Below are 17540 nucleotides of genomic sequence, written 5' to 3' on the forward strand. Positions count from 1 at the left end.
AATAAGCCGGGCATGGCAATAAAAGTTTTTATAGTAGATGATCACTATATGGTGATAGAAGGCATCCGTTCGTTGTTGCAAAATGAAACAGCTATCGAATGGATGGGCCATGCCACCAATGCCGCATCCTGCCTTGCTTTTATAAAACAGCAAACACCAGATGTATTGTTGATGGATATTAACCTGCCCGATACAAGCGGCATCGATTTATGCAGGGAAGTAAAAGAAAAATACCCGGTAATTCATATTTTGGGCTTAAGTACGTTTAACCAACAAAGCTTTATTGAAAAAATGCTTGCCAACGGTGCTTCAGGATATGTCATTAAAAATGCTACTCAAAACGAACTGATGGAAGCCATACAGACGGTTGTAAAAGGTAAGCAGTATTTAAGTTTCGAAGCCGGTTTGGCAATTAAAAAACCTGATATTGAAAGTAACATTCCAATAATAACCCGCAGGGAAAAAGAAATACTGGGGCTTATTGCTGAAGGATTAACCAACAATGAAATTGCCCAACAATTGTTTATCAGTATTACCACAGTTGATACACATCGAAAAAATATCCTGGCGAAATTTAAAGCCCGCAATATTGCATCGTTGATAAAAATGGCTATGCAGATGCGGATAATAAATTAAATTGTACGATACACCGGGAAACAACACTCTCATAATACATCATGTTACAATCATTTCCCCTTATTAAACCGGATATGCTGGTTCATATAGTTTGCGATACCATCTCCCAAATGATTGCCAGCAGTTATGGAGAACCGGTAGTGAAGACCGCCCAGGACTCTTGAGTTTCCGGCTTCGGTTGCTGCATGTGTAAATGATTTATATGTTCTTGCAGGCAGCGAAAGGAAATCATAAGTATGGTCGGTAAAAGAATAATTGTCCCCAAACTCCTGAGTAAGGACAGCCGCAGCAGGCGCCGAAAAACTGGAGTGTGCTGATGGATATTCCGGATGATTCGGTGTGGTGATAAAGGAATTCCAATTTTTCTGTGGTGATATTATTGCATTGATATAAGTAACGGGACGCAGCAGATTGTATTCGTATTTTGCTTTCCAGCAGCTAATGCGGGCATCGCTTTGCGTGATACCCATTTTTGCAAATACAAGGGCGGCCTTGTCCAGCATAGCACGGCTTCCTTCCTGGTTCAGCACCTGCAGAAAAATAGAAAGCCAGTGTGCATGTCCACCTCCAGGCACATCTCTCCAAAACAGCACCTGTGCCTGCTCGTCACTGCTAACGCTATTCCGTAAATCATAAACTTCTTTTACATATCCATAAAATGCTGATTTGGGATCGCCAGAATAAGCTGGTGGTGAGGATAGCTGCGTTGCCTTTACACTGCCTGCCATCAACGGACGGTTAAGACCCCAATAAGGTCGCTGTGGTGATAAAAAACCGGGCGGTGTTCTTTGCCATTGCCCTTCGCCCAAGGGAAGAACATAAGCAGGATTTGCGGTAATATAACCATCAGTAAGCGCCCAGTTAAAAACCCGCGCGGCTATTTCCGTGCCAAAAGCCTTTGATCGCTCAAAAATAGTTGCATCGACTTCTGTTTTATAAATTGCGTTTAATGTCTCTTCCAATAGGGTGATGGAATCTTTACCGCCCTGCGTAATGCTATCCAGGTAAAACTTTTTTGTCATAGCCGCTAACACAGCATTGGCGCAAGTGGGCCAATGGTAATCTTTATTGTGTTCTCTGATGGGCAATGCCGGCATTTCGTTTAATTGCCCTGATAAGCATTGATAAGAGGGCATACCGGGAACAACTGCTTCGTATAACGCTATGCTGCTGTATGCCCAATGATGCATCATGACAAAGTTGTTAAGCTTTGTTTCGTTGCTTCTCAATAATTGCAGATCCAGTTTTATCCATTCCTTCAAAACGTCAGAGGAATAGGTTTTGGTCAAATTGCCATGATCGTTTGTATGATCGTTGTCCCGTTTTTGACAGGATATGAGCAAAACAAATGTGGATAGAAGCAGAAACAAATTGATGAATGACCTGGAATTGTATTTCATAACTTTTCGTTTAGGATGAGCTTGTCAATGCAGTCTTTTTATGAAGGAAAATCATTCCTGGCGGCTGCGTTTTATTGCAATGAAAAGTTAGCAAGTAAATTATCCCTTCTTCTTCCCGATCGCTTAGTGTAGAAGTTTCCAAAAATAAAACCACAGTTGCTTCTCAAATAAACCTGTTGGTTCTCAAGTAAATTGAGAGGCATTTATCAGCTGTTTGTCGAAAATAAATACCGTCTGTCTTATTTGTATCCTGGAAGGCTGCACATTCTGTACTTAATTCTAACTTTGTAATAGAAAGCCAGCACGATGAACGTTTCTAAAGCCAACGATCTTTTGATGTCACCAAAATATAGGGTATTGCGGCACCTTATTTTCTGGATCATACATACAGTGCTCGTTTCCTTTGTCTGGCAAAACTTAGGGCGTAGTTTCGAACGGAATATTTATCAAGGCTTGTTTTGGGTACCGGTGCGAATGCTCTATTGTTATCCGCTTATCTATTGGGTATTGCCACGGTATTTGCTAAGAGGGAGATATGTTGTCTTTACGCTCATCATCCTCGCATGGGGAGTTGGCGGTTTGTTTCTTAACTATAGTTTCAGGGCATTTATTTTCATCCCATTGCAGGAAGCCCTGCATTTCAATCCCATAGACCGGAATCCATGGAACGCCAATAGCTTCCTGGTATTAACTACCACTGCCGGCATTGTGTGCTTCATCTTTTTATTCAAACATTGGCTGATTAAGCAACAGATGTGGATACAGGCAGAAAAAGAAAAAGTAACAGCAGAACTTCAGTTGTTGAAAGCGCAGGTGCATCCTCATTTTCTTTTCAACACGCTTAATAATATTTATTCATTTTCAATTGATCAGTCGCCTGAAACACCTGGAATGATTTTAAGGCTGTCATCACTCCTGAGTTATATGCTTTATGATTGTAAAGCCGACGAAGTAATGCTGGAAAAGGAGGCAGCAGTAATGGAAGATTATATTGAATTAGAGAAAGCAAGATATGGCGACAAGATTGAGATATCGCTGAACATTGAGGGAGACATTAAAGACAAATACATAGCTCCATTGTTAATATTGCCTTTCCTGGAGAATGCATTCAAGCACGGCACATCCGATCAACTGGAGAAGCCCTGGCTCAGTATGGATCTTGCTGTAAAGCAAAACATTTTGCGGTGTAAAATTGCCAACAGCAAAAACAACTATGTGCCATTCAGTACATCCGGCATCGGTATTCAAAATGTAAGAAAACGACTTCAGTTTATATATCCGGACAGACATGAATTAAAGACTTCTGATGAAGGAGACTTTTTTGTGGTATCCCTGCAGATAGAATTAATTCATCATGAAATGAAGTATCGTGGGGCTTCACCGGCCGCAGTACCATCTACTCTAAATCTATTATCATGAAATTGCGTTGCCTTCTGATTGATGATGAACCACCTGCGCTGAAGGTGTTAGAATCACATATGTCGCAAATTAACGGATTGGAAATTGTAGGCCTCTGCAGGAATGCTATTGAAGCCCTGGATGTACTACACCAACGGCCCGTTGACGTGCTTTTTCTTGACATTAAAATGCCAAAGCTCCTGGGCACAGATTTTCTACGCAACCTTTCGCACCCTCCAAAAGTGATCTTTGTTACCGCCTACCGCGATTATGCCATAGAAAGCTATGAATTAGATGCAGTTGATTACCTGGTGAAGCCGGTTTCGTTCGAACGCTTTGTAAAAGCTGTGACCAAATTAAAACGAATGGCAACGCCTGATAAAGATGTGCAAACCTCAGAATACAGCCCCAACCCGAGCGCTTTTGTTTATCTAAAAGTGGATAAGAATATGCAAAAGGTTTTTGTCAATGAAATTCTTTATATCGAGAGTTGGAAAGATTATGTGAAGCTATTTATTACTGGTAATAAAACCATATTGGTTAAGCAGCCCATCAGCTCCATGGAAAATCTTTTATCTGCGCACCGCTTTGTACGGGTTCACCGCTCTTATATAGTGTCCATCGACAAGATTTCGGGTTACAACGGATTATTTGTACAAATGAATAAAACCGAGATTCCTATTGGACGTTTGTTTAAGCAATCCGTTATGGAAAGACTTCATGGATATGAAGCTTAAAATAAAACAGTCTGGCATTAAACCAGGTGAAGATTTATGTAATTTTTTATTGAAATGTGATCGTAAAGATATAAGCTGCTCCCAGGTTGGAAATACTCAGGTATCGCATTGATTTAGCAGGCCCTTTATATTGTTTCAAAGCTGTGACTTCTCCTTTTGTCCACCATCCGGTTTGTTGAAAGTTAATTGATTTAAATTTCCCCTTTCCTTCTCCCTTCAATACAAAGCCGAAGGAAGCATCACTATATCCATTCCTGGAGTCCCAACTATAGTCATTTCCGCCAGCCACGATATCAGGAATACCATCACCGTCAAGATCTGTAATCAACAACTTTTGAATCGGAGCCGTCTGAGTTTCACGAGGCAGGGCAATGCCCTTGAAGTGACCCTTACCATCATTTTCAAAATAGCTGCTACTCAGATTCGTGATCTCGCGATGCCAGGCATTTTTATTTGATTCCCCAAGCAGGTCTGAAAGTGTAGCGCTGGCGAAATGTTCATAGCGCTCATATTTTTTCTTCACAACGGGGCTTTGCGTGGCAAGTTCGTCACGAACCATCTCAGGAAACAGGGCAGGATAGCCATTTTTATCGTTTAAAAACAATCCTATCAGGGGTTCTATACTTCCATTTTTGTCGAGATCTGTTGCGTATACAATCATAGGTGTTTTAGCACTTGCAGCAAAATGTGTGTTCCATCCCAGGTTGCCGGCAACCAGGTCCGTATCACCATCTCCATCCATATCTGCTGCTGCGAGGCTGGTCCACCAACCTTTCTGTGCCAGATCGCCGCTATTTCGATCGGGAACCAGTTTTCCCTTTTCATTCCGAAAAAGTAATATCTCTGAAAATTCTCCTGCCGTAATCAAGTCAGGATCACCATCGCCATCTATATCAGTCCATAACGCAGTGTTGATCATTGATTTTTCGCCGGGGTTCACCATGTCGATATCAGAAACATCCTTGAACTTTCCTTTCTCGTTTTTCAGTAACATGTAGTTTCCCGGCATTGGATATTGATCAGGAATATATTTAGCACCTACAAACAGGTCCAGGTCGCCATCCATGTCATAGTCTGCTGACGCTACGCATGAACCGCTGGATTTTTCATCCGGGATAAGTGCATTTACGATTTCAAAAACGAGATTCCCTTTATTGATGTACAGGTGATCCTGGTAAGATGAATTATTCGCTCCATATCTTACACCCCCGCTAACTACATACAGATCCTGATCACCGTCAGCATCTGCGTCAAAAAAGATAGCGTCTATATCATCAGCTATGCCGGCGAAGGGTAAGCGGCATTTTTTAAAATTGCCATTTGCCGTTTGGATGAGAAGGAAACGTTCTGCACTATCTTTTCCTCCTATATAAAAATCATCCAGATCATCATTGTTCAGATCAGTAACAGCCATACAAAAAACTTTTGCGGACGAATTATAGGGAAGCAATACGTTGCGATTAAAATCAATGAACGTCTCTTTTTGTATTTCCAGCTTCAGCCCTGTCTGACTGCTTATGTCCTGCAGCCATGTAAGAGATTTGTTTTCACATATGGTCGTTTTCTTTTTATCCCCAGGTACTGCAGGTTTCTTTTTCGCATCACCATAATTAACTATAATTCTTTGGCCACTTATTAATCCTTTTTTTGTCTCCGTTGCACCATCCGGCCAAACAATAATGAGTGAATCGACCTGACTTACTTTACCGGTACCAATTAGCATCCTGCTGTCAACAGATGATAGATATCCTCTTACGGATAGTTTTCAAGGTGAATGGTTTCGCCACCAAAACCTGCAGTAATCTTTGCCCCGATTCCATCGCGGTTCATTGAATCTCCTTTGAAAATCAATGTTACCGATTTTTGCACTGATTGATTCTGGTACAGCATTACCTGTTCATCAATTGCATTTACTATGAGGTCAAGATCTCCATCGTTATCGAAATCTGCGTAAGCTGCACCGGTTGAAAAAGATGGTATACTGAAACCCCAGTCTGCACCCAATTCAGTAAAGCCCTGACCATGGTTGTTATGAAAAATACAATCTGGTAGTTTCACCTCTGGTAGTTTTGCCAACTGTTCTTTATAGGTGGATTTTTTATATGCTGCAGACCCAAACCTGGTATGTGTAACAAAGTCATAGTTGATAAAATCCAGGTCAGTAATATTCCTGCGGTAACCATTGGTAACAAAAATATCTTTCCAGCCATCATTGTCGAAGTCAGCGATGAGTGGCGCCCAGCTCCAATCGGTTGCTGCAATGCCATTCATTTGAGCCAGGTCGCTGAAGCTCAGACCCGAATCCGGCGAAGGGCCGCGATTGATTTGAAGCACATTCCTGACAAACTGCGCCTGGTAACCCAAAGTTCTTTGTAACAGAAAACTATTGTAATTGGCTTTGTTCAACATCATTTTCCGACGGAAGTTATCTTTCGGCAGCATATCGAGCTGCATGATATCATTCCAACCATCATTGTTGATATCGGCGATATCAACACCCATTCCGTTAAGGCTGGTGTGTTGAAGATAGTCGTTGCAATGGTCGGTAAAACTTCCATTACCATTATTCATCCATAGCAGATCGCTGCTGATGAAGTCGTTTGAAACATAGATATCCGGAAAACCATCGTTATTCAAATCGCTGATGGCAAGCCCGAGGCCAAAGCCTTCAGCAGTTATCCCGGCAATCCGGGAAACATTAGTGAAATGTGGATGATCGGTACCACCATCATTTCGAAAAAGCTGATCGGTTGTTTCGCTTTCGCCATTCAACATCCTTGGTCGTATCATATAGCTTGTTTTCGCGGATGCCACACCGTTATTCAGCAGGTACATATCCAAATCGCCATCTCTGTCATAGTCAAAAAATGCAGCCTGCATAGAATAGGCCTTATTATTCAATCCATATTCAGCTGCCATTTCCCTGAATACAGGAATCCCGGATTTGTTATTTCCCTGGTTGATAAATAAAAGATTAGCAGAAGCAGCGCTGTCGCCGAGATTGCCGACGCTACAATAAATATCTTTCCAACCATCCTGGTTGATATCAATTATTGAAACACCATTCACCCATTGATGGGTTTGTGTACCGGCATCTGTCGTAATATCTTTAAACTTAAATTCAGATTGGTTAAGATATAATTTACAGCTAACCATATTTCCCGCAAGAAAAACGTCTGGCAGGCTATCATTATTAAAATCACCTATGCCAACGCCGGAGCCATGATAAATATTGGTAAAATTGAGAGCATTCAGACTGTCGGACTCCGTTATGATATTACGGAAGGTTATGCCGGTTTGAGTTTCCGGCATTAACTTAAATAAAACAGGTTTGCCGCCTGGATTACAGGCGGCAAACAACATCAGAGAAAATAAAAGAGCCTTAATAGTTCGGATTCTGTACAAGGTTCGGATTTAATTCAATTTCAGCAAGCGGGATGGGAAAATACAGGTTTTTCTTAGCATCAAAATTAGTTTTACCACGAAGTACGCGGATATAGTGATCTGACTTCCCGGTTCTGCGGAGATCAAAGAAACGCTGACCCTCTCCAAAAAATTCAATCCTTCTCTCCTGGAGAATTGCATCAAGAAATGCGTCTTTAGACAATCCTGAAATAGCAGGCAAGCCAGCCCTCGCACGTACCTGGTTGATATATGGTTCGGCGGCGGCAGTTTGACCCGTTTCATTGAGTGCCTCTGCATAAATAAGTAATACTTCAGCATACCTGATCACGGGCATATTGCGGTCCGCATCAATCATACCCTGGGTAGCAATAATATCATCGCCCACAATAAATTTAGCGATATGTGTACCGGAATTAGGTGACCAGGAAGGATCATATGGAATACCACTATATACAGATCCTGCCTCAAAAAGATTAACGGCTCTTCTTTTATCGTTGGGTTCGTAGGCTTTCTCTTCATTTTTTTCAGGCATGATAACACCCCATCCACCTGTAGGCACATACGCACCTGGACCCGTATAGTTGCTTGTCCAATTGCCTTCATTATTTCCCCAACCGCCGGTGCCGGGAACAAACTGCACTTCAAAAATGGATTCGATCCCATTCTCAAAAGCTGTTTGGAAATTTTTTATGTATTTATCCTGAAGCGCATATACACCCAGGTCAATCACCTGTTTTGCTTTTGTTTTTGCGAGCTCATATTTTTTCTGATACAGATAAGTACGGGCCAGGAAAGCCATGGCGGCGCCTTTGGTAGCGCGACCCAGGTCGCTCGACGGATAAGAAACCGGTAATGCTTCAGCATCCATAAAATCTTTTTCGATCTGTGCATAGACATCTGCCTGCGGTGATCTTTTGATCGTTAGTAATGTCTCTTTACTCATATCACTATTGATCAGTGGCGCGTCACCCCAGATGTTTACGATATTAAAATAACAAACAGCGCGAAGAAATTTGGCTTCGTTCACCAATCTTGTTCTGAGTGTTGCATCCATTTTAATACCTGGAATACGGTCAATGGCAGTATTCGCACGTGTAATACCGGCCCACCAGGCCCGCCATGCTGCTGGTATCTGTTTGTCACTTGAATTTACAGTAAAATTATCTATAAAAATAAACCAGTCCGGATCATAAGAAGCCATACCGTCGCCGGCAACATCTCCAAAAGTCATCATACCCAGCCGGTAGCCAAGGTCTTTCTGAACTGCATCGTAAATTGCACTTACACCCATGATGGCAGCCTGGTCAGTTTCCCAATAAGTGGCTGCTGACACCTGGTTCAAAGGCGGTCTTTCGAGAAATTCTTTTCCGCATCCTGACAGAAGGAAAAGAGAAATTGTAAAGAATGCGCAAATTATTTTTTTCATATTAATTGTATGAAGGTTAATTAAATTAGAATCCGATCTGGATGCCACCGATGATACTCCTCGCCTGTGGATATATAGTATTATCCAAACCACTACTCGCGTTGGATTGTTTTTGTGAACCGATATCCGGGTTGTAACCTGAATAATTAGTAATCGTAAATAAATTTTGTGCCGAGATATAAATTCTCACAGTGCTGAGAGAAATTTTATTGATCAGGTGTGCTGGCAATTTGTACCCGAATTGAATATTTCTCAGCCGGAAAAACGATCCATCTTCCACGTGTCTTGTAGAAAATCGATCATTAAAATTTGGATCAGTAGAGATTGCTCTTGCGTAAGTAGCATTAGGATTGGAAGCGGTCCATCTGTTCAACATAGTCCGATTTTTATTTTCCGTGCTGGCAACCGATTCAGTCATGAATTTGTTAACGTTCACAATTTCATTTCCGGATACACCCTGTAAAGAAAAATTTAGATCGAACTGTTTGTAAGACATATTTCCGGTAATGCCGTATGCGATATCGGGGATAGGGCTGCCGATAAAAGTCTTGTCGTTTTCGTTAATCTTATTATCATTATTTACATCCCTGAATTTATAATCGCCCGGTGCTGTATTGGCATTCTGTGAAGGCGATTTAAGGATTTCATCTTTGGTCTGGAAAATTCCATCTACTATATATCCATAAAATTCACCAACCGAACGTCCTTTTTCAGTGCGGGTAAGATTACCCTGGATCACATTGACACCCGCTGCACCGCCGCTTGTAGGTGATGCTAATTCAACTACCTTATTGGAATAAGTAGTAAGGTTTACACCCAAACTGTAATTAAATTTATCTTGCGGAGCCTGGTTATCATAGTTGAGTGAAAATTCAAATCCTGTATTATCTATTGTAGCACCATTCATCGCCTGGGAAATGGAATTGACCGACGATGGACTATCCCAGATTCCAAAATAACCTGGAATAGGACGTTGTTCGATCATATCAGAAAAATGTTTCTTAAAATAATCAGCTGTAATGTTGATCCTGTTATTAAACAATCCCAGGTCGAATCCAAAATCGGTTTGTGTTACGGTTTCCCATTTGAGGGAAGAATTGGGAATTGATGTTTGCACCATGCCATTTATCGGGACGCCATTAAAATTATAGAGATATCCTGTTCCCATGCTGGCATATTCGGCACCTACACCTAAACTTCCATCAATACCTGTCTGGCCCCAACTTCCACGAAGCATGAGATTACTGATAGCTGGTATATGCTCCATGAATTTTTCGTTTGAGATTCTCCAACCGGCAGAAAAACTCGGGAAAACGGCAAATTTATTTTCAGAGCTAAATACAGAAGCGCCGTCACGACGAATATTTGCTGTCAGCAGATATTTTCCATCAAATGCGTAGTTAATACGGGCGAGATATGATACATAACTGACAATGGATTTGCTGCCTGATGCCAGTCGGCCTATAGACGAGCCAGCATCAACAGTAGTTAGTACATCATTCAGGTGATTTTCCGAATAGGCATAAACGTTTTCATAGGTGGCTTTTTGTGTGGTATAACCGGCCAGTACATCCACACTATGCTTGCCAAATACTTTTTTGTAATTCAATGTATTTTCCGAAAGTATATTACTGTTGGTTGTTTTGCTTGAAGTTGCAGATCGTGAAAGATCCTGTACAGATTCCTCTGTTATCTGTTTTTGAAATTGGGAAGCGTTGATTAATACATAGTCTATCCCCAGGCTGGTTCTGAAAGTCAGATCCCTCATAAGTTTTACATCGAAAAAAATATTTCCGAGACCCCTGATGCGTTCATTGGGATTGTTTAGTTCAGTAGCTATTCTTAAGGGGTTAGAGACGTTTCCCAGGTAAGCTATCGCTCCGCTGGGTGTACCAGCCCAGGTGCCGTCCGAATTATAGATGGCAAGTGTGGGAGATCGTCTTAGTGCAATAGCAACAATCCCATCAAATTTATCGTTGTTTCCAACATTGGTGGGTGAATTTGACAAAGTGCGGCTTATCGTGAGATTATTACCCAATTTTAACCAGGAAGTTAATTGGTTGTCGAGATTAACACGTAATGAGTAGCGGTCGAAAGAAGAACTTTTGATGATGCCATCCTGTTTCTGGTAGCCACCGGAAATAAAATACTGGCTTTTATCATTGCCCCCGGAAATGGAGAGTTGATAATTACTCATATTTGCCTTGCGATAAATCTGATCCTGCCAGTCTACCCCTTCCCCTAACGACTCGGGATTGGTAAATGGACCATAAATAGGTAACCCTGCAGCTGTCCTGGAATCATTACTGAACTGCGCAATTTCTTTTGCATTCATCATATCCATTTTCTTCGTTACCGACTGAACGCCATAATATACTTCAGCATTAATCCTGGCCTGCCCTATCTTACCTCTTTTAGTGGTGATGAGTACCACTCCGTTTCCCGCACGGGCACCGTATATAGCAGAGGCCGATGCATCTTTCAATACATTTATAGATTCTATGTCGGCCATGTTTAGCGTGGCAAGAGGATTGGAATAGGCATCGCTACTACTATAGGTAATAATCACACCGTCGATAACGTACAGCGGTTCGCTGTTACCAAATCCTCCAATGCCCCTGACCCTCACCGTGGTGGCGCCTCCAGGCTCACCGGAATTAGTTGTTACCATCACTCCTGCAAGTTTCCCCTGCAAGGCCTGGTCAACTGAAGCCACTGCTATCTTATTAAGTTCAGTTCCGCTGACTGTTCCAACTGATCCGGTAAGATCTTTCTTTTTCTGCGTGCCATAACCCACCACTACAACATCATTCATAGACCTGAAATCGGGTTCAAGGTTAATGGAAATATTCGTACGATCTGAGATTTCCACTTCCCTGGAAACATATCCCACCAGGGAAAACTGAAGGGTTCCTTTCCCATCGGGAACATTAAGTGCATAATTACCATCTTTATCGGTAGCGGTCCCAAGAGCCGTCCCTTTTAAAAGCACGCTAACTTTTTGAAGTGGTTCACCGGATGCTGATGTCACCGTTCCGGTTAAATTGATTGATGCAGCATCAATTGCAGCATGCAATACTTTTTGCGTATTCGCCTCCAAACCGGCATTTTCGTAAAAAGAAGCAGATGAAGTTCCGGCCGGGCTCTTGACTGGTATTGCTGGTTGCTGTTTCTTTTCAGGCAAAATCAAATATAATTTCGCGTCCAGCTTTTCGAAAAGCAACTGGAGTGGTGGCAACAAATAATTAAGCTCAGCATCCAGGGATGAAAACTTCTTTTTTTCATCAGTACTTACTTTCTTATCTCTGATGGTCTTAAGATCGAAGGAAAAAGAAACTTTATATTTTTTTTCCAGCCCGGTCAGTATCGTGCTGAGATTTTTTTCAGACTGTTGGTAGTTTCCGGGTTTGTCCAGACGATGGTCCTGGAAAGCCATTGTTTGTGCCTTTGCAGGGCACCACATCAGGAAGCAATTGATCATGAGCAGGCATGCCAGTGGCAGGAGGGACTTATTTTTTTTCATATAGCAATTGTTTTGAAAGCAGTGTTGATTATTCTTTAGATGGGTTATTGGCGTTTTGAATTTTTATTTCTTTATCGTTTACTTCGATACTAATATCATAGGCTTTACCAAGAGCCGTTAATAATATTTGTAAATTGTTGACCGGGAATACTCCATTGAATTGTTTTCCCTTCAGGTCCAGGTTAATCATAGTCACTTTCAATCCATAATTATCTTCCAGTACCTGCTGGATTTCGTTAAAGTCGGCATTATTGAAGATCATCTTACCATCCTTCAACACACTGTACATCTCGGTATCAGCTCTTTTTCGAACCAGGCTGTGTGATAAATCATTATATTCAACAATATCACCTGGCTTCATAATGATAGGCGCCGCCAGTTTTTTATCTACTTCGGTGAGCTGTACTTTTCCGGAATGAAGGATCACCTTAGTGCGCTCGCGGCGGCGCTGGAGATTAAATTCTGTACCAAGCACTTCTACGTTAATATCACGGGCATGTACAATAAATTTCGAGTTTTCACGGGTATGTATAACTGAAAAGAATCCCTCTCCATCGAGCCACACTTCCCTTGTTTCGCCTGCTTTCCAGTTTTTGTTCATCCTAAGAGTGGAACGTGCATTCAGGGTAACCTGCGAACCATCGGGCAATAAAATATTGCGGCTTTCAGCATATTCGGTTTCGTATTTTACCCGGTTTAGATCAGGGAAATAATAAATGGAAAGAATAAGCAATCCTGCTATGACAGCTGCGCTTGCCCACCAAATTGTTCTCGGGCGCATGCGTATTAGCGTTGCAGGTTTCCGCTCAACACGTATAGCATTCATCAGCCTGTCCCGGGCTGCTAAGCTGTGTTCATCGCTTACTGTTGTTTCGGCGGCCATTAGCTTAGTAAGGAGGTTGGTAGCGGCTTCTACGGTAGTCTGCTGGTCGGGATTATTGTTGATCCAGGTTTCCCAGTAACTAACCTGGCCTGCCTCTTTTCCAACAAACCAACCTATAAATGATTCGTCGGTGGCTAACTCCTCAACTGTGTATTTCTTGTTTTTCGTCAAAATGATCCATTTATTATATAAGTGTAGTTATCCGCCCGGATATAATCATTAGCCGGAATTTTTTTTTATTACATTCGTTATACGATGCTATCCGGAATGCCCGATGAATATTTGTCATATTGGAAGGATTTTACAAACGGCGATGAAAAAGCGTTTGAAGCGATTTTTTTGCATTTTCATAAGGAATTGTTTCAGTATGGATATAAGATCGTAGCGAATAGAACACTGATAGATGACTGCATACAGGAATTATTCCTGGAGCTCTGGCAGTCCAGAGAACGGATTGCAATTCCTTTATCTGTCAAATCATATTTATTCCGTGCGCTACGTTATAAACTGATAAGGGCGTTAAAAAAAGAAGTACGTTTTTCAAGCCTCACTGACAATTCTTCAGACTCATTAGAGTTCAGTTATGAATCAACACTCATTCAACAGGAAGTACAATTGGAGATCCGGCAAAAGCTTTTGCAGCAGATAAAGTTATTATCACCCCGGCAGCAGGAAGCCTTGTACCTGCGTTATTATGCAAAGCTTAATTACCAGGAGATAAGCAAGATTATGAAGATCAGTAGCCAGGCTGCGACTAACCTGGTTTTTAAGTCTGTAAAACTGTTGAGGGAGAATGTTACGCGTCCGGAAAATATCTCCATTTTACTCTTACTGCCGGCTGCACTTGGATACGTTGCATATTGACACTAAGAGATCTGACTTTTGTTCTATAACGCTGTACCATTTCTTAAAATATTAATCAATAAAGTATGAATGATAATTCGGCTAATTTTTCTTCGTCGGATCTGCCGGAAAAAACTGCCACTCATTATGATCAATTCTACGGTCCCCTGTTTTTTGAACCATATGCCATAGAAGTTGCAAGACGAATTGACCCTGCCGGGTTATCTATGGTACTTGAAATTGCTGCCGGAACAGGCCGTGTCACCCGCCATATTCGTGAACGTATTCCACCTCAGGCGAAACTAATCGCATCAGATATTAGTAACGATATGCTGGTCGTAGCTAAAAGCAAATTAGACCATCTTGATATAAGCTGGCAAAATATAGATGCTCAACAGCTTCCCTTTAGCGACAATAGCATCGACCTGGTTGTTTGTTGTTTCGGCTATATGTTCGTTCCTGATAAACCGAAGGCATTTGCAGAGGTATATAGGGTTCTAAAACCAGGCGGGCAATTTTTGTTTACAACCTGGGATAAGTTGGAGCATAACGGTGCATCCTACACTTCCACATCTATCGCCAAACAATATTTGGAAGGTCCGTTACCTGAATCATATGACCTTGCGACCTCTATGAGTGATGAAGCTGCCATAACACCATTATTACAGAATGCCGGATTTTCAAAAATGTTAATTGAAAAAGTAGAACTTGCTTCCGTAAGTACATCCGCAAAAGAAGCTGCAAATGGCCTAACAGAAGGCGGGCTTATTTATAAGGAGATCAAAAAGTGTAATCCTACGAGCATAAACGAGATAAAAATTCAATTAGAAAAACAACTGGCTGAAAAATTCGGGGATCGTCCAATGATCGCTCCAATGAGTGCGGTAATCAGTCAGGCCTGGAAATAAATCAGAACCGACCTTGAACAAACCACTTCAGTTCATCCGGTATCGGTATTCAAAATGTTAGAAAGCGGCTTCAGTTTATTTACGCGGACAAACATGAATTAAAGACTTCTGACGAAGGAGACTTTTTTGTGGTATCCCTGCAGATAGAATTAATTTATCACGAAATGAAGTATCCTGCGGCTTCATCGGCAGCGGTACCATCTGCTCAAAACCTTTTATCATGAAACTGCGTTGCCTTCTGATTGATGACGACCCACCAGCGCTGAAGGTGCTACAATCATCGCTCTTATATAGTATCCACTGATAAGATTTCGGGTTATAATGGATTATCTGTACATATGAACAAAACCGAGATTCCTATCGGACGCCTGTACAAGCAGGCCGTGATGGAAAGACTTCATGGATTTGAAGCGTAAAATAAAAACCCCCAAAGATTTGTTACTGTATAAAAATGCTAGTGGCGAAATATGAGGCAGGGTTCGTTTCTGAATTGGTATTCTTTTTCGAATTTGGCACCAACTGCTTTTGCCAGGTTTATTGAATTACTATTGTTTTTAAATATTAAACTGATAAGAGACATATCAGGAATCACCTCTGATGTCATTATTTTTATTTTCTTCACAGCTTCACTTGCATATCCTTTTCCCCAAAAAGCTTTAGCCAGTCCCCATTGAATTTCGGGCTCAGGCCATTCTAATGGAAAGTCAAGACCTGCAACATCTATCACTTTTCCGGTTGCTTTTTCTTCAAGCGCGTATGAACCGTAACCTCTTAAATTCCAATGTCCCGATAATGCGGCTACTTTTTGCCAGCTTTCATTCTCATCGAAAGTCCTTCCACTCGTAAATCGCATACATTCCATGTCAGAATAATATTCATGCATATCCCGCCAATCTTTTTCAAGAAACATTCGCAGGTTTAACCTTTCTGTTTGTAAAGACTCAGGAATTATATAATTCATACTAACTATTTATTCCTTTTGTAATTTGGTTCCGTTTATTATTTCATGTCTTAATTTGTAAATAATCTCAAGCCTTTAAAAGATAAAATATTGGCGTTTAAGGACGAAGCAGCTTCTTTGATTCAATCAATTAAAGTAGCCTAAAATACGTAATTAGTGGAATGCCGGCACTCATTCTTTTCATGGATATGGTGACATTCTATTGCTTTTTTTCAGTAAATTTAGTATCATGAAAAGGCTGCTGCTCATTTATGAAATTGAAAAACCAGGGCAGATGTGGGAAGGAGGAGCACGTCGCCAAACCAGGTAAAAGAAAACCATTACGACATCCTGAAAACGCATTGGTGTCTGGCAATAAGAGAAAAGAAATTTCGTTAGTTTTTCGATACGAACAAATACACGAAATTTCGAATCTGACTATCCAGCACTTATGAGAAAAAGTTTTTTTCTGAAAACGATCATTGCACCAATGATGATTGCAGGTATGACTGGTTGTATAACGGCACGCAAAGTAGATAAATGGGTTGGCCGCCATTATGCAGAAAACGTTCCGACAAAGTTTAAAACTGCTGATTACATTACTTTCAAAATTGAAAATTCTTTGCCGGCGGACAAAGTTTCCGAGACGAAGAAAACGAACGGCCAGGTTATTCCTGCACTCCTTTACTGGAAATGGAAACACGAAACAACTTCTGCTCTAAACGTAATGCTACCTATTGGCAATTTCACAAACAGCTTCATTTCCCAGGCCAACGCAAAAAAATTGAAAGAAATATTAAATGGCGGTAACCTGGTGGTAACTATCAAATCGAATCCGGCAGACTTCCGCTTTCACGAAGATGGCTGGTTGGTCTTTGTTTTAGTATATTATATAGCAAAAGAGAAAATTTATGTTGAGCCCGTAAATTCCAGCCTAAGTTTTGACTATACATTGACCCAACCATCCGGTGAAATTAAAACCGGCACCATTGATATAGCTAATCCCAATATAGAAAAACAGCCCCGCCTTTTTCAAAGTCTTAAAGGTGCTGTTACAGAATACCTGGACGCCAGCGATGTGCGTATCAAAAGCATGTCTAAAGAACTGGTCGATAAACTCATTGTTGACATAAAATCGGTGATGTGATAACTAAAAGATTATTCAATCATCAATTTACTTGTAATAATACCTTCTTTATACCTATATGTTACCAAATACAAGCCTTTGGGTAAATGGCTTACGTTTGTTTTCAAAGTAGTTCCGCTAATGGCAAAACGCTCAAATTGAATCCCGTTCATAGTGGCTATAGTTAAGACACCAGTACCTGTAAGACCTTTAATTACTAATTCTTTACTGACAGGGTTAGATATTAGCATCATTTTGTTGACTTGCCTTCCCTTTACAATAAGTATACGACTATAAGCGAACACACCATCAATA

15 protein-coding genes are annotated in these 17540 nt (G+C 41.2%); 7 read left to right on the top strand and 8 right to left on the bottom strand.

Annotated features, from left to right (window positions below; all coding sequences use genetic code 11):
- The first annotated feature begins 12 nt into the window (after positions 1–12).
- Positions 13–636: a response regulator gene (locus tag VK664_RS18130; RefSeq protein WP_461400106.1), complete on the top strand. Its 624-nt coding sequence runs from the start codon at positions 13–15 to the stop codon at positions 634–636.
- Positions 637–686: 50 nt separating this feature from the next.
- On the opposite strand, the gene VK664_RS18135 is transcribed toward VK664_RS18130, so the two are convergent.
- A complete protein-coding gene (locus VK664_RS18135) occupies positions 687–2036 on the bottom strand; it encodes a vanadium-dependent haloperoxidase (protein WP_461400107.1) in 1350 nt (449 codons plus the stop codon).
- A 306-nt stretch (positions 2037–2342) separates the two neighbouring features.
- Here VK664_RS18135 and VK664_RS18140 point away from each other — a divergent pair, with 306 nt between their 5' ends.
- Together VK664_RS18140 and VK664_RS18145 are read left to right on the top strand one after the other, a co-directional pair.
- Positions 2343–3455, top strand: a complete 1113-nt coding sequence (locus VK664_RS18140) for a sensor histidine kinase (RefSeq protein ID WP_461400108.1) — start codon at positions 2343–2345, stop codon at positions 3453–3455.
- Positions 3452–4171 carry a LytR/AlgR family response regulator transcription factor gene (locus VK664_RS18145; protein ID WP_461400109.1) on the top strand — a complete coding sequence of 240 codons (720 nt, stop codon included), beginning with the start codon at positions 3452–3454 and terminating at the stop codon, positions 4169–4171. Before VK664_RS18140 ends, VK664_RS18145 begins: the two co-directional genes overlap by 4 nt.
- Before the next feature lie 46 nt (positions 4172–4217).
- Here the strand turns inward: VK664_RS18145 and VK664_RS18150 are convergent, their stop codons facing one another.
- Genes VK664_RS18150 through VK664_RS18170 form a run of 5 tightly spaced genes read right to left on the bottom strand, consistent with a single transcriptional unit; the run spans position 4218 to position 13579 of the window.
- Positions 4218–5894, bottom strand: coding sequence for an FG-GAP-like repeat-containing protein (locus VK664_RS18150; protein WP_461400110.1), 1677 nt, complete (start codon positions 5892–5894; stop codon positions 4218–4220).
- 29 nt (positions 5895–5923) lie between these two features.
- Complete coding sequence (locus VK664_RS18155) at positions 5924–7576, bottom strand: FG-GAP repeat domain-containing protein (protein ID WP_461400111.1); 1653 nt, start codon at positions 7574–7576, stop codon at positions 5924–5926.
- The gene (locus tag VK664_RS18160) at positions 7554–9002 is read right to left on the bottom strand and encodes a RagB/SusD family nutrient uptake outer membrane protein (RefSeq protein WP_461400112.1); all 1449 of its coding nucleotides are present in this window, start codon (positions 9000–9002) and stop codon (positions 7554–7556) included. The genes VK664_RS18155 and VK664_RS18160 overlap by 23 nt, the downstream gene beginning before the upstream one ends.
- A gap of 25 nt (positions 9003–9027) precedes the next feature.
- Positions 9028–12525, bottom strand: a complete 3498-nt coding sequence (locus VK664_RS18165; RefSeq protein ID WP_461400113.1) for a SusC/RagA family TonB-linked outer membrane protein — start codon at positions 12523–12525, stop codon at positions 9028–9030.
- A 28-nt stretch (positions 12526–12553) separates the two neighbouring features.
- Positions 12554–13579, bottom strand: coding sequence for a FecR family protein (locus VK664_RS18170; protein WP_461400114.1), 1026 nt, complete (start codon positions 13577–13579; stop codon positions 12554–12556).
- A 96-nt stretch (positions 13580–13675) separates the two neighbouring features.
- On the opposite strand from VK664_RS18170, the gene VK664_RS18175 reads away from it, so the two are divergent.
- The 3 genes from VK664_RS18175 (at position 13676) to VK664_RS18185 (ending at position 15575) form a co-directional block, all read left to right on the top strand.
- Complete coding sequence (locus VK664_RS18175; RefSeq protein ID WP_461400115.1) at positions 13676–14272, top strand: RNA polymerase sigma factor; 597 nt, start codon at positions 13676–13678, stop codon at positions 14270–14272.
- Positions 14273–14337: 65 nt separating this feature from the next.
- Positions 14338–15159 carry a class I SAM-dependent methyltransferase gene (locus VK664_RS18180; RefSeq protein WP_461400116.1) on the top strand — a complete coding sequence of 274 codons (822 nt, stop codon included), beginning with the start codon at positions 14338–14340 and terminating at the stop codon, positions 15157–15159.
- A gap of 290 nt (positions 15160–15449) precedes the next feature.
- Positions 15450–15575 carry a hypothetical protein gene (locus tag VK664_RS18185; protein ID WP_461400128.1) on the top strand — a complete coding sequence of 42 codons (126 nt, stop codon included), beginning with the start codon at positions 15450–15452 and terminating at the stop codon, positions 15573–15575.
- Positions 15576–15613: 38 nt separating this feature from the next.
- Here the strand turns inward: VK664_RS18185 and VK664_RS18190 are convergent, their stop codons facing one another.
- The gene (locus VK664_RS18190; RefSeq protein ID WP_461400117.1) at positions 15614–16120 is read right to left on the bottom strand and encodes a GNAT family N-acetyltransferase; all 507 of its coding nucleotides are present in this window, start codon (positions 16118–16120) and stop codon (positions 15614–15616) included.
- A gap of 430 nt (positions 16121–16550) precedes the next feature.
- Between VK664_RS18190 and VK664_RS18195 the strand changes: the two genes are divergently transcribed.
- The gene (locus VK664_RS18195; RefSeq protein ID WP_461400118.1) at positions 16551–17246 is read left to right on the top strand and encodes a hypothetical protein; all 696 of its coding nucleotides are present in this window, start codon (positions 16551–16553) and stop codon (positions 17244–17246) included.
- Positions 17247–17257: 11 nt separating this feature from the next.
- On the opposite strand, the gene VK664_RS18200 is transcribed toward VK664_RS18195, so the two are convergent.
- Positions 17258–17479 (bottom strand): T9SS type A sorting domain-containing protein, encoded by a 222-nt coding sequence (locus VK664_RS18200; protein ID WP_461400119.1) that lies wholly within the window; start codon positions 17477–17479, stop codon positions 17258–17260.
- Between the last annotated feature and the right edge of the window lie 61 nt (positions 17480–17540).

Source organism: Flavitalea sp., assembly GCF_035489435.1.
In the GTDB taxonomy this organism is placed as follows: Bacteria; Bacteroidota; Bacteroidia; order Chitinophagales; family Chitinophagaceae; genus DATHKG01.